This window comes from Bacillus sp. FJAT-28004 (assembly GCF_001280845.1).
In the GTDB taxonomy this organism is placed as follows: domain Bacteria; phylum Bacillota; class Bacilli; order Paenibacillales; family Paenibacillaceae; genus Pristimantibacillus.
The window spans coordinates 4,717,437-4,730,763 of record NZ_LGHP01000001.1 but is presented as its reverse complement, the minus strand read 5'-3'; the positions used below and the strand labels follow the sequence as shown (position 1 = coordinate 4,730,763).

The 13,327-nt window shown below is 45.0% G+C and carries 11 protein-coding genes; 4 read left to right on the top strand and 7 right to left on the bottom strand.

Translation table 11 applies throughout. The features are described 5' to 3' along the window. The first annotated feature begins 316 nt into the window (after positions 1-316). The 3 genes from AC787_RS20570 to AC787_RS20560 all read left to right on the top strand — a co-directional run bounded on the left by AC787_RS20570 (position 317) and on the right by AC787_RS20560 (position 2,194). Positions 317-841: a PadR family transcriptional regulator gene (locus AC787_RS20570; protein ID WP_054026495.1), complete on the top strand. Its 525-nt coding sequence runs from the start codon at positions 317-319 to the stop codon at positions 839-841. After that, positions 842-1,594 (top strand): CPBP family intramembrane glutamic endopeptidase, encoded by a 753-nt coding sequence (locus tag AC787_RS33810; protein WP_054026494.1) that lies wholly within the window; start codon positions 842-844, stop codon positions 1,592-1,594. A 186-nt stretch (positions 1,595-1,780) separates the two neighbouring features. Beyond that, the gene (locus AC787_RS20560) at positions 1,781-2,194 is read left to right on the top strand and encodes a hypothetical protein (protein WP_054026493.1); all 414 of its coding nucleotides are present in this window, start codon (positions 1,781-1,783) and stop codon (positions 2,192-2,194) included. 53 nt (positions 2,195-2,247) lie between these two features. Here the strand turns inward: AC787_RS20560 and AC787_RS34385 are convergent, their stop codons facing one another. Then, entirely contained in the window at positions 2,248-2,538 is a 291-nt protein-coding gene (locus AC787_RS34385) for a hypothetical protein (RefSeq protein ID WP_054026492.1), read from the bottom strand. Positions 2,539-2,706: 168 nt separating this feature from the next. Between AC787_RS34385 and AC787_RS20550 the strand changes: the two genes are divergently transcribed. Next, entirely contained in the window at positions 2,707-3,036 is a 330-nt protein-coding gene (locus AC787_RS20550) for a DUF1904 family protein (protein WP_054026491.1), read from the top strand. Positions 3,037-3,110: 74 nt separating this feature from the next. Here the strand turns inward: AC787_RS20550 and AC787_RS20545 are convergent, their stop codons facing one another. The 6 genes from AC787_RS20545 to AC787_RS20520 form a co-directional block, all read right to left on the bottom strand. Further along, a complete protein-coding gene (locus AC787_RS20545; RefSeq protein WP_054026490.1) occupies positions 3,111-4,370 on the bottom strand; it encodes an ATP-binding protein in 1,260 nt (419 codons plus the stop codon). A 304-nt stretch (positions 4,371-4,674) separates the two neighbouring features. After that, positions 4,675-6,213 (bottom strand): glutamine-hydrolyzing GMP synthase, encoded by a 1,539-nt coding sequence (guaA, locus tag AC787_RS20540; protein WP_054026489.1) that lies wholly within the window; start codon positions 6,211-6,213, stop codon positions 4,675-4,677. A 404-nt stretch (positions 6,214-6,617) separates the two neighbouring features. Continuing rightward, positions 6,618-9,368 carry a transglutaminase domain-containing protein gene (locus AC787_RS20535; protein ID WP_054026488.1) on the bottom strand — a complete coding sequence of 917 codons (2,751 nt, stop codon included), beginning with the start codon at positions 9,366-9,368 and terminating at the stop codon, positions 6,618-6,620. Further along, positions 9,355-10,848 (bottom strand): DUF58 domain-containing protein, encoded by a 1,494-nt coding sequence (locus AC787_RS20530; RefSeq protein ID WP_054026487.1) that lies wholly within the window; start codon positions 10,846-10,848, stop codon positions 9,355-9,357. Before AC787_RS20530 ends, AC787_RS20535 begins: the two co-directional genes overlap by 14 nt. Further along, on the bottom strand, positions 10,845-11,864 hold the full coding sequence (locus AC787_RS20525; protein ID WP_054026486.1) for an AAA family ATPase: 1,020 nt from the start codon (positions 11,862-11,864) through the stop codon (positions 10,845-10,847). Before AC787_RS20525 ends, AC787_RS20530 begins: the two co-directional genes overlap by 4 nt. A gap of 88 nt (positions 11,865-11,952) precedes the next feature. Further along, positions 11,953-13,272: a polysaccharide deacetylase family protein gene (locus AC787_RS20520; RefSeq protein ID WP_054026485.1), complete on the bottom strand. Its 1,320-nt coding sequence runs from the start codon at positions 13,270-13,272 to the stop codon at positions 11,953-11,955. Positions 13,273-13,327 lie beyond the last annotated feature (55 nt).

Here is a 13,327-nt window from a genome sequence, read left to right as displayed (position 1 = left end):
CATTAACAATGATTTACACTTGTTATTATCAAAGATTATAGCAGAAAGCAGTGTCTTGACGACATTGTAAGCATTTGGTATTGCGGGTACATGCTTGTATTTCAGATCCATAAAGAAACGAATAATGCTGGCTCATATAAAGCCCAAAAACAGAGCGAACCTGCCAGTAGGCCGAGGCGAGGTTTTTGGGCTTTTTTTGTTCATTCATATGCATCTCATTTTGCGCTCCAGTTTTTTTCTTGACAAAGTATTCCATTCGAGTTACATTTCATATATCAAATAGATATATCAAGTTGATATATGAAGGAGATCATATATGATTGAGCTAGTTACTTTAGGAATGCTGATGCAAGGAAAAATGAGCGGCTATGATATAAAAAAAATAACGGAGCAATCAGTCGGAATCTTTTACAAAATGAGCTATGGAAGCTTGTACCCTGCACTGAAACGTCTTGTAGAAAGTGCGTACGTAACCGAGGAAGAAACCAATGACAGCAAAAACAAAAAAATGTACAGCATCACAAATGAAGGCCAGCAGCACTTTATGCAGTGGCTAAAAGAACCCCTTCAAGCGAATAAACGCGAGTATCTCATCAAAATCTTTTTTTATGATTACCTTGATGAACCTACGAAAAAACAAAACTTAATGGCGTATCAACAAAACATCGCGCACAACATTGCTCAGATGGAGGCTGTCCAGTCCATTGTTTCCAAGGAGCTAGAGCAGCTCGAAGATAAAAATGCTTACTATTACCGCGTATCCGTCATGCATTACGGCTTGCATTTTTTTAATATGGAAAATGAATGGCTTAAAAAAATAATCGAAAAAGAGGAACTTTAAATGAAAACAACGGACGGCTTTACAGTGAAGAGACCTATCGTTGCCCTTATTTTAATCGAGCTCATGATTATGATTTTTGTAGCCGGCGGCAGCGCCTACGTTTCGATCGCTGAAATTACGCATCCACTCGCTCCATTCCTTGGCTTTATTCCGATAGCTCTATTTCTGGTGATTTATTTAACTGTAAAAAAACGGTGGAGCACCTTTTATTTCAGCAGTGTTTCCAAACTAACGAAGCAGCAATGGCTCGAATACCTTCCTCTGCTGCTCGTCCTAATCGTATTATTGATCGCTAATAAAGGCTTTCAACCCGCTTCCTTCTCGTTTTTCGCTTATATGCTTCTGTCTCAGCTGTTCTTAGTAGGATTTGTAGAGGAAACGTTATTCCGGGGAATGATGCTGCGGATTCTTATGCCAAAAGGAAAAACGACTGCAATCATCATCTCGAGTGCATTGTTTGGCATCACGCATGCTTTGCAGGCACTTAGCGGCCAATCGCTAGACGACACCATTTTGCAAATTGTGTATGCATTTATTTTAGGCTTTGTACTAACGATGCTGGTTGTGAGAAACCGTGCTATTCTGCTAACTATCCTCTTCCATGGCTTGCATAACTTTCTTAACTTTACCGGCAATGATCCAGGCACACATCTATACGATTATCTCATTTTCGCTATTCTTGCCGTACAATTGATCTGGCTGCTGTCCTCCTCCAAAAAAACGTCTATTCACTCAAATACCATCTACTCCTAGTATTAAGCGTAAACGGCTGTCCCGTCTTAGATGAAAAACTTATTTATAAAAAAGTCTGGCCCAGCGGATTACCGACGGTCCAGTCTTTATTATGTTAGCCTATTCCCACTCGATTGTTGCTGGTCGGGTGACTGTTTACTTGCTTTGTGACTAGTTGGGTATGTTACTTTCTGAGGTGAAAATCACATGACTAAATTAATGACCGTTCTTGTTACGATTTCAGTTTTGTCTTTGATATTAAGTGGCACAATTTATGCAAAGGAACAACCGCCTTTAATGAGCATCATCAATACCATTCCTGCTCCTGAAGGTAATTGGGTATATATTCCTGAGGGTGATGGAGAAATGATAATTAATGTATCTACTGCATATGCAAATACTTTTAAAGTATGGATAGTTCCAACTGGAACACAGCAATGGGAAAATCGAACCCTGATTTGTGAAGAAAAAGGAAACGAAGATAACTGGACTTGCATCTGGAGATATACCAAAGACGATAATATTCATGACCATTTCGTTGTTGAGGTGTCAGGAGAAGGTGGGAGTGCTACGGATAGTATCAATGTGACTCGTATGCACGCAATAGACCATCCTCAATAGTTATTATGTGGGGAAAAAAAGCAATAACCAAACTAATGGTGGTGCTTGAACTTTCATCTTATTGAATTAGCAATCTCCACTAAAACATCAACTGTTACCTTGCCCTCTACACGTTTATCAATCGACAATATATATTGCCAACCATCTTTTTCAAAACTCAATACATTAAAGGCTGGGGGTCTATCACCTAATGCATCTTCAACTGATTTATAGCCACCATATTCAAAGTATATCTTTTCAAAAGGCACATGCTCGTCACTTGATAGCTTTTCGTTATAGGCATATGTAGTTGAGCCAATCATGAAAGTGAAAGCGATGATAGCCAAACCAACTATCTTTATCATCGTATACCTCCTTGTATTCTATTTTTTTATGTAGCCTTCCCCAAGATCACATGAACTATATCGTTCCTCCGTTAGCGGAATGACGCCCTTGACAAGCCATTTTGAGCTGTGGAGAAACTGTATTATACTGTACTTATATCTTACAACTAACATGAAGAAGGAACTAATATGCCATACCTTAGATTTAAAGGATTCGAGAATGATTTCTTAAAATTTATATCTCCGACGATCATTGATGAATTTTCGAACATTGCCTCTGTCCCTAAAGAAATAGTGAAAATTGAACTCCTTAATGTAGAACGTATAGCAAACAGTCCATTGTCAGTAGAAATTCTCATGTTTCAAAGAAAGAATGAAATACACGACGAAATTGCAAAAAAGATTTATAAAATTCTGAGTGAGTATGGATTTAAACAGACTCATATTTTTTTTGTTATGCTCACTCCTTCTTTTTATTACAAAGAAGGACTTCCGTTAATGAACTCACCTGCCCGTTAGTTTAATAGTAAAGAGGAGCTTCCACATAGGAAACTCCTCAGCTATTGTTTATAGAAAGCTAATCCCTAACTTGGTTATATTTTCGATAAGGGAAAAGAAATATCAAACACAGTTCCTTTTCCCACTTCACTTTTCACATTGATATTTCCCAACATACCTTTTATAAAGCTGAATGAGACCATCATGCCAAGACCAGTACCTTTATCTTTGTTCGAATAATATGGCATTCCTAGACGACTAATTTGGTCATTTGTCATTCCAATTCCAGTATCGCTAATGGAGAGGATCACCTCATTATTTTTCCTATAAGCTTCAATTTTAAGTACACCTCTCTTATCTCCCATCGCTTCTAAACCATTTTTTGCAATGTTAATGATGCTTTGCCTTAGCTTTTTCCGATCACCTAATACCAGCAAATTATTGTCATATTTCATTTCTACTTCTGCACCTACAAGATTTCCAACGGATGTTAGCACATTACATATGTATTGAATTTCCTCTCCGATATCCAATTTTTCTACTACCTCTGGGTAAGGCTTTGCTAATGATAGGTATTCATTAATAATTTGCTCCGCACGATCAATTTCTTCTAAACAAACTTCTCCGTACATCTGCTTTTTGTCAGCGTTTAGTTCTCTTTGAGTAAGTAGTTGAATGAATCCTCTAACTGCGGTCAGCGGATTTCTAATTTCATGCGCAACGGAAGCTGAAATCACACTTGCGATGTTCATTTTTTCTGAAAATATTAATTCTTTTTTTAGTTCAGCGTTTCTTCTAATAGATTCAATTATGTATACAGTTAAGCCCATGAATAAACTTTGAACACTATAAAATATAAAAGCAGATAGGAGATCATAATCAGAATCAATAAATAGCATAGTTGATATGCCAATCACTTTAAAAACAAAAGAAAATATAGAGGATGTGAGAATTTTATTAGTTAAGCTATAGGAATGATATTTTTTTGATAAAGATGTAATTACAATGAACGATAGAGTAGCGGAAATTACATTTATGTAAGCGCCCGTGCCGCCCATCATAAAACGAATACTAATAAGAGAGAAAAATAACATGATAGAAGTTTTGAAGTTTCCATATAAACAACCCAATATCAAAGGAATAATTCTAAGATCAAACATTATACCTTTGTCTTCTACAGGAGGAAAGTACATACATAAAATCATTGGGGTGGCAAATAAAAAAAAGATGACTACGTTTTTTAATGCTTTTTTCTCATTCATCTTTTCATGGATTGTAAATTGATAAAAAATTAATGGAAACAATATAAAGAAAATATTAAGTAGATACTTGCTTAATTCGTAGTCAAATCCCATAAATTTGCTCCTCTTTTAGCAATATAGCCTATTTCCTAACATTTGCGAATTCAAGTGTGATTGGTAGCATTTATTACAAAACTTTACAGAAATATTATACCATGTACTTTCAATTTTGCATCCATATTGATACACCCACGTAATAATGTCGATAAATACAAAACCAGATGTAGGAAAAAATCCTCATCTGGTTTTTGCATGTTCGCTTATCTCATTGATTTTCGTCATAAAAAAAACTCCCTTCTATTTGCAAAACAACGCAAATAAAAGAGAGTAATTTTTGACACAATTAATTATTTACAGCCTATTCCCACTCGATCGTTGCAGGCGGTTTCGATGTTACGTCGTAGACGATACGGTTTACGTTGTCTACTTCATTAACGATACGAACCGAAATTTTCTCAAGCACATCCCAAGGGATACGTGCCCAGTCTGCTGTCATTCCGTCAATTGAAGTTACGGCGCGGATACCAACCGTATACGAGTACGTACGAGCATCGCCCATAACGCCTACGCTCTTCATGTTTGGAAGCGCAGTAAAGTACTGCCAGATTTCACGGTCAAGACCGGCTTTTGCAATTTCATCACGAAGAATCGCATCTGACTCACGAACGATCAGAAGCTTGTCCTCTGTTACTTCGCCTAGGACACGAATCGCAAGACCCGGACCTGGGAATGGCTGACGCCATACGATTGCTTCTGGAAGTCCGCATTCTTCTCCGACTTTACGAACCTCATCCTTGAATAGCGCTTTAAGAGGCTCGATAAGTTTAAACTTAATGTCCTCAGGCAAACCGCCAACATTGTGGTGAGATTTGATTGTTTGCGCTGTAGCCGTACCGCTTTCCACGATGTCCGTGTAAAGTGTGCCTTGTGCCAAAAATTCAAAGTCATCCAGTTTGTCCGACTCTTCTTGGAATACATAAATAAACTCGTTGCCGATAATTTTACGTTTTTGCTCTGGATCTTCTACGCCCTTCAACTTGCCAAGGAAACGCTCTTGCGCATCGATTTTGAGCACCTTCATATCGAATTTGCCTACGAATGTATCCATAACGCCCTCAGCTTCACCTTTACGGAGCATGCCGTGGTCAATAAACATACAAGTAAGCTGATCGCCGATCGCTTTATGAAGAAGGATAGCTACAACAGAGGAATCTACTCCGCCGGAAAGCGCACATAGTACTTTTTTGTCGCCAACTTCATTACGAATATCACGAATAGCATCTTCAATGAACGATTCCATCGTCCAAGTTCCATCACAATCACAAACATTGTAAAGGAAGTTACGAATCATCTCATTACCGAATTCGGAGTGACGAACCTCTGGGTGGAATTGAACTGCAAAGAACTTACGATCTGGATTGCTCATCGCTGCAACAGGAGCATGATCCGTGCTTGCGTCTACTTTAAAGCCTTCTGGCAGCTCAACAACATGGTCGCCGTGGCTCATCCAAACGGTTTGAACTTTATCTAGGCCAAAGCCAATTTGCGAACCTTCCACAAATTCAACTTCTGCTTTACCGTACTCACGTTTGCCAGCGCGCTCAACCTTACCATTAAGCTGATGCGACATAAGCTGCATACCGTAGCAAATACCGAAAATTGGAATGTTCAAATCATAAATCGCTGGGTCAACCATTGGTGAATTTTCTTCATAAACGCTTGCCGGTCCTCCCGAGAATACGATACCTTTCGGTTGTAATTCACGGATCCGTTCTACCGACGTGTTATACGGCAAAAGCTCGCTATAAACGCCTAAATCACGAATACGGCGTGCAATAAGTTGGTTATATTGTCCTCCAAAATCGAGTACAACGATGATTTCATTTTGCTTAGTCATTACCGAGCCTCCCTCAAATTATGTAGTAATTATATATAAGGCTGTTTAAGCGAGTCAAGGCAAACCGGAGTGACAATTCATTGAAGTAGGAATGAAACCCCTTCAGTGAGTGATTTTAGGCATACAAATAGAATGTTATTTTATGAGCAAAGTCATACGGAATAGATGAAAATAAAGCGGAAATTAAATTAAAATTTAAGGCGTTGCATATAAAATGCGATTGTTTTAACTGGCGTTTGAGAAAATAACTGGAAGATCTCCATCTAATTTAGCCTCATAAGTTATCAACACAGCTAACTAAATGGAAAAACTCCCGTTAATTCGTGAAAAATGGCCGTCATCGGCTCATTTTTCAATAATTAACGGGAGAAATTCCTTCTAGCACAGACACACAAGCATATGAATCATTTTGGCGCCTTCATAGCAATGTCAGTTCTCTTCCGCTCATTTTTCTTATCAGCGGAAGTTTTATTCGATTTCTGGATGGGCTGCTTGTCCAGTACTCGTAGAACGGTCCGTAAAGCAGACGGAGTAGGCGCACCCGGCCAAGGCCCTGGCGCAGCAAAATGTGCTTCTTCCAACCAGCTTGTAAGCTGGCGCAGTGCGTCCTGCTGCTCGGCAGCAAGCGTCGGCTCCGTTGCGCTTGCATATTCACGCGCAGTTTGCCCCGGCGATTGCGCGCCGAAACGACGTTGCAGCAGCGGCGATAACGCGCTGCTCACAGCAATGAAGCTCGCGCGAATCCGCCCATCGGCGTCGCGCGGTGCTTTTCCACTGCGCGGCGCCATTTCGGCCGCGCCACTAGCGCTGCGGCGCAAGCGTGCTATCGCCGCTGGCGCTGCATCCCTGTCCGTCACCATTTCATGTGACGGATAGGGCTCGGCTGCGCCGGCGAGCTTCGCGACGTCCGCGTGAGCCGCGCCATAACGGCGCAGCGCCAGCGAGAGGCGGAGCCGCTGGTGCTGTGCCGCAGCAATGGCCGCGGCCGCAAGCGCTAGCGCGGCCGCGCCTGTGGTAACTACAGCGGCGGGCGATGCCGCCGCTGCGCTCTTGGCGGCGCTTTGCGCCGCTTGCACGAGGGAGTCTGCTCCTCGTGCAATGGCTGAGGCGGCTTGCTCTGCCGCCGTCTCGACCGAAGCTGCGAGGTGCGATAAGCTTGCCTCGCTAAGACCCCCGCTTGCAGCTGCGGTTCCCGCTGCACCCATCGCTGGAGCAGCAAGTTGTCCGCCCGCAGAACTGGCGGATGCGACATTCAAGACGCCGCTGAATCCCGGCGTCGGATCAAAGGGCACCCAGCCTGCGCCTGGGAAATAAACCTCAACCCAAGCATGCGCATCTGAGCTTTTAACTTCATAATCCACCAGCTCACCTGTCCCGAAAGTGTCACTTGCCGTGCTCTCCCCAACCGGAGTACCCGGAGTAAATCCTTTGACCCATCTAGCAGGTATCCCTTGCGAACGAAGCAATACGACCATAGCCGTTGAGAAATGCACACAATACCCTTGGCGCTGCTCGAAGAGGAAATGATCAACGAAGTCGCTGCCTTCCGGTGGGAGCGCGCTGTCCTCTAGCGTGTACGTATAACTCACTTTCAAAAAATCTTCTATCGCCTTAACCTGATCATAGCGGCTCGTCACTCCACCGCCCGCAATCTCAGCAGCTAATGCTGTTACGCGGCTTGGCAAATTCGAGGGCAGCTGCAAATAAGGCTCCAGCTCCGCAGCACTTTCTTCTGCAGCAGCATTTGCTCCGTTTCCTGTAGACAAATTACTGTCCGAAGTACTGCTCAAAGCGCGTAATTGTGCTTCATCCGTTACTGCAAGCACGCTCTCTACCGTATACTTCTCAATCTTCGCCGTATCCGACTGCGCGTACAAAGAACTTTTATCCGCATTGTATACATAACTTCCCAGCTTCCTGCGTGGATCAGCTGCAACAAGCTCAGTCACATTGCCAAATTGGCCTGACGCAAAGAGCGGCATACCCGCTGTCGGCTTTGACCAAACAACCGTTTGCCGAATGAGCGGGCCAAGCTGCTTATTCCCTGCTTCCATTGCAGCCTCAGTTGAGGCTGCTACATCTGAACCTCGTATAGGAAGCAAAACAGAGCTGCCCGCGGTATCGATCCAGCCGCGGCCGTCATACACCTGCTTTGATTCACCGCGCCAGTATGCTCTTTCAGTTGAGCTGCCTATAAATAACACGCTGTCGTCCTTTTGTACGGACGCCCCCAGCATGCTGTCGTCAAAGCCATACCCGGTAAACGCACGGCCTAATCGTTCAAATCCGGTTTGCCCCATCACATGGATTGAGCCTTGCTGATTGCCTAGCGATTGAATTGTCTTCTCCAATCGATCGTTGAAGGAAGCAGTCCAGTTTGCCGGAGGCATTGTGGCACCGCGTCCGCCCGCAAACAAAAGACCGCAGCCAAGTATCATAAGTACGACAAACACCGAACTTGATATCCAGCGCATATCCAGTCCGCTAAGCTTGCCGGCACCTGTATTAATAATTCGCTTAACACGTGGTACAGAGACAATTGCGCCGAGCAAAAGACCTTCTACTACGGTGCGCATTAAGCCTCCCATCACATCAATCCCAAGCCAGACATGCAGCGTGATTAAATAAACAAGCGTGATACATGCGATGCCAAGCGCTGTCTGCCGCATCCATAATAGAGCCTGCAAAGCAGGAGCCAGCATCGCCCAGCCTATAAACAGCAGCAGAGTCCGAAGCTCTCCCGACATCGACCACAGCCCATTTTCTAAAATGAGTACCACATCGTCTTTCAACAGGCCTGGGAATGCAAGCAGCCATTGCAAACTGCTTTGATCAGCACCTTTGTAAATCCACATAAGACTAAATATGCACAACAACGCATTCAAAACCAAAGTAAAAACAATTGGCAAACGAAACAGGCCTGCCAGCAGTACCACTCCGATAACAACAATCAGTGGAGCGGGGTTATAAATAACTGACCATTCTCCTGCGTTCACCCAAGGCAACAGCCATTCCGCGAGCAGACCAAACAGAAGTAACGTCGTAATAAAGCGGTAGCCTAATGATTCCTCCGCAGCATCACCGCGCAATAGATTAGGATCAGATTGCAGCCCTTTTCCTGTTCTCTCTGCTATGTCACTTTTATGCAAACTCATGATTGTCGCCTCCTTCCTCGGCGTAAGGGAGCGTGTTCATGCTCGCAGGGACATGCAGCCACGTCACTTTGACGCCGCCGCTTTCCAACCATTTCTGTTGTTCACGCATAGCGAAGGTAGGCACATTGCTGCGCGTAATGATAAATAACTCTAATCTGCAGCCTTGCTCGCCAGCGAATCCAGCCAGCTCACCCCAGCTCCTTCCGCCTCTCCAGTCAGCAGTAAACACAAGAATCGTGCTGCCGCGATTTTGCAAATTCGACTCCTCAGCAAGAATTCCAGCAAGAGAGCCCTTTCCATCCGCGCGAAGCAAAGCCATTTGATGCAGCATCTCAGGTAGACCCGTTTGAGTTCCTCCACCCGTAGACGACTGCAGCACTGCACCGCCTTGTCCAAGCAGCAATGTCACAGCATGACCTAGCGAAGAAGCCTGTGCTAGTGCAAGCGCCGCCCAGCCTACACAAGCATCGAACAACCGATCATCCTGACCATAAGCAGATGATAGTGTGTCAACGGCAATAACTGTTTTAGCCGGCCGCTCTAAGGGGTGGATTTTGGTCTGCAAACCGCGTCCTTTGGCTGCACTGCGCCAATCCAGATGGCGCAGCGAATCACCTTCCCGATATGGACGGCTGTCTGGTCCTAGTCCCGAAGCTCTCACAGCTGCTTTAATCTCTTCGCGCCCCACATCTCCAAGATGATCCTGAGCTTTTGCAGCAACCAAAGAATGTACAGCATATAATGCTGAGCCTCCCGCACGTTCCGCTTTATGTATCTCTTCGGCATGAGGCAGCCCAGGCAGCACAACAAATTGTCCATTGGCAGCTATTCGCTTATGAATGGCTGTTAAGCCTAGCCAGTCGCCAACGGAGACCGATACATACTCGAAGGGATGCCTTCCGCGCCGCAGATTATGCAGTGTATAGCGGTAGGTCATTTCTTGGCCGAACATTGGCATGAGCACCGTGCGAACATTGATTTTGTTATTAGCTGGCGAGCTGACATTGCTCGTTTCGTCATAAATGGCTATCCATACAAAAGGAACGCGGAAGGAACGCCTAAACGTCAGGCGTATTTCAAGCTGTCCTCCTTCTCTCGTCTCTTCTTGCGATAACACTCTTATAGCATTTAAACCAGCTGCAGCCAGCATAGGCGCAAGCCCGCTAACAACAACAATCATGCTGAATACGGACAGCATGAACCACTCCACGGCACCGCCCCTCATCATTACAGCTGCCAAGCTGCTTGCCCAGCCCGCCGTAATGATACACCAAGCCATCCATCTCGTACGATAAGAAGAAGCTGGCTCGCCTTGCTCCTCGTTCACTAGATTGGTTTCTTTTACTTGTACCGCAGCTGCTCTTTGCCCGCTGATATCAGACGGTGCTGCGCTGTTACCATTTTGTGAATAACTAGTATCGGCAGCTTCGCTCTCCTGCGTTCCGCCTTGCAACAATTCATCCTGAGAAGGTGCATTCATCGGCGCTTCCCGCTTCCCACGGCAGCAGGCATAGGACATTCGCGTATCGTCCGCCTCATAACCGCAGCTGCATCAGCACCTGAAGCGGCCGCGTTAAAACGCAGCGATAAACGATGCGGAAGTACAGCATCAGCTGTAGCGAGCAGGTCATCTGGTATCGCATATCCGCGTCCTTCCATGTAGGCATTCGCCTGCGATGCCCGCAGCCAATCGCGCAGTGCGCGCGGACTTAAGCCAAGCACCACCTCTGGAGCACGGCGCGTCGCATCGGCTACTTGCACCATATATTCAAGCAGTGCCGGATGCATATGAGTTTGCCTTGCCTCGGCCTGCATTTGCAGCCATTCTTCCGTAGCGATGACAGGACGCAGTCGTTCGGGTTCAATCCGATTACCATTCGCGTATTGTTCGAGCATGCGCTTCTCTTCTGCTGAGCCAGGATAACCAATCGTCAACCGCATCATAAAACGATCCAATTGTGCTTCCGGCAGCGTATTAGTCCCCTCGAAGCTAAGCGGATTTTGTGTAGCTATCAGCATAAAAGGTACCGGCAGCTTGCGCGTTTTACCCTCTACCGTTACTCGTCTTTCCTCCATTGCCTCTAAAAGCGCAGATTGCGTGCGCGGCGATGTCCTGTTAATCTCATCAGCAAGCACCACATTGCCCATAATGGGCCCAGGCCGATAGACTAGCTCACTCGTCCGAGCATCAAGCACGACGCCGCCAACGATATCAGCTGGGAGCATGTCAGACGTAAACTGAATTCTTTTAAAATCTCCGCCCACCGCTCTTGCAAACGCCTGAGCAAGCAGTGTCTTGCCGACACCTGGCACATCCTCTAGCAAAACATGACCACCTGCCAGAAGTGCGGTTAACGTATTTCGAATGACCTGCTGCTTGCCTAGCAATACACTCTCTACCTTTACTAGCAATCGATGCAGCAGCACCTGCGGTGCTTCCGGCCAATGACTATAACGATCCTCTTTTGCATCCTCAGAAAATTGGGGAGAAATCATCGTATAAATCGCCTCCTGAAAAATAAATCTATCTATTTTTCAGTGTCCCCAGCTTTCTCTCACTTTAGACCTGCTAGAAACCTTTCTATTACTCCGTTACCCAAATTTCCCGTTCTGTTTCGTTGTACACATATTTTGTTATCGCAATTCCGAATTTTTGCAGCGTCTCACGCACTGGGACAAGAATCTGGTCCTTCCGCTCATTAATGGATTGGTCCTCCTTGCCAGATTTCGGCAGTTCACGGATTGCGCTTGCGTCCTCTTCTATAACTTCTTGGTTCAGCTCTAATTCTATGCTGTCCTCGATCCACTCCGTTAGCTTTTGCAGCGACACCACAATAAAGCCATTTTTTATTCCGTATTCGCTCGACTCAAGTACCAGACTTTTCTCGCCACGGTGCAAAATAAGGGTAGGTACCTGCTTTTCCGTTTGGACGGACAGACTGCTTTGGCTAAGCTTCTCCGAAAATAAAGTCAGTTCAGTCACTTGCTGCTTCGTGACCTGCTTACGGTTCCACTTCAGTTTACTAGCGACCTTGAACTGGATAGGTTCAACCTGATCCGTCAGCTTGGCAAATGTATAACCTTTTTCTTTGTAATATTTAATAATGGATGGCAATGCCTTAACAGATTCTGCATGCCCCGCACTGTCATGAAGCAATACATTTAACTTGCTTGCAATCTTTGAGCCTTTAATAGTCGTCAAAATCTCCGAGGCTGGCACGCCTTGCCGTTTCGAATCCCCACTGTCTACATTCCAGTCATGCACCTGATAACCTGCCGCTTTCATCGCATCAAAGTATCCCTGATCAAAGTTGCTGTACGTGCCGCCTGGCGCGCGAACTAGCGTTGTTCTAACCCCAGTCGTACGATAGATAGCCTCATCCGTTTTCATCACCTGATCAGCAAACTCAGCAAAACTTCCGTATAAACGTTTATATTTATGGTCAAAAGTATGATTGCCAATCGCATGACCTTCCTTCACGATCCGTTTAACTAATTCTGGCTGCTTCAGCACCTGCTCACCGAGTACAAAAAAAGTCGCCGTTATCCCTTCCCGCTTCAAAATATCCAGCACCTGATCGGTATTTTTACTAGGACCGTCGTCGAATGTTAAATACAAAAGTTTTTGATTAGACACTAGTGAATCTGCTTGGACTCTATCATTTTTTGGTACCGCAGCAGAAGCCGCCGATTTGCCTTGTTCCAGCTGTTTCTCTGTATCGTAAGATGCCTGCGCCGTTAGATGCGGCATCGCTTCATAATTAGTAACCGCAGCAGCGGCTCTTGCCTGTATGATCTCTTGATCATTTACAGCCTCTCCTTTGTGCACCCCAAAACCGCCAAGCTCAATCAAGCCAAAACAAACGACGATCATACAAATCACAATCCGCCACATACGCTGCATTCACGCTGCCACCCTTCTCTACCTATGAATAGAAAACTCATTCATTCTGATAGAT

Bases quoted from the DNA above. Each gene is read 5' to 3' on its own strand.
- AC787_RS20535 (WP_054026488.1), bottom strand. From the start codon at position 9,368: ATGAGTTTGCATAAAAGTGACATAGCAGAGAGAACAGGAAAAGGGCTG.
- AC787_RS20550 (WP_054026491.1), top strand. From the start codon at position 2,707: ATGCCATACCTTAGATTTAAAGGATTCGAGAATGATTTCTTAAAATTT.
- AC787_RS20560 (WP_054026493.1), top strand. From the start codon at position 1,781: ATGACTAAATTAATGACCGTTCTTGTTACGATTTCAGTTTTGTCTTTG.
- AC787_RS20570 (WP_054026495.1), top strand. From the start codon at position 317: ATGATTGAGCTAGTTACTTTAGGAATGCTGATGCAAGGAAAAATGAGC.
- guaA (WP_054026489.1), bottom strand. From the start codon at position 6,213: ATGACTAAGCAAAATGAAATCATCGTTGTACTCGATTTTGGAGGACAA.
- AC787_RS34385 (WP_054026492.1), bottom strand. From the start codon at position 2,538: ATGATAAAGATAGTTGGTTTGGCTATCATCGCTTTCACTTTCATGATT.
- AC787_RS33810 (WP_054026494.1), top strand. From the start codon at position 842: ATGAAAACAACGGACGGCTTTACAGTGAAGAGACCTATCGTTGCCCTT.
- AC787_RS20525 (WP_054026486.1), bottom strand. From the start codon at position 11,864: ATGATTTCTCCCCAATTTTCTGAGGATGCAAAAGAGGATCGTTATAGT.
- AC787_RS20530 (WP_054026487.1), bottom strand. From the start codon at position 10,848: ATGAATGCACCTTCTCAGGATGAATTGTTGCAAGGCGGAACGCAGGAG.
- AC787_RS20545 (WP_054026490.1), bottom strand. From the start codon at position 4,370: ATGGGATTTGACTACGAATTAAGCAAGTATCTACTTAATATTTTCTTT.
- AC787_RS20520 (WP_054026485.1), bottom strand. From the start codon at position 13,272: ATGCAGCGTATGTGGCGGATTGTGATTTGTATGATCGTCGTTTGTTTT.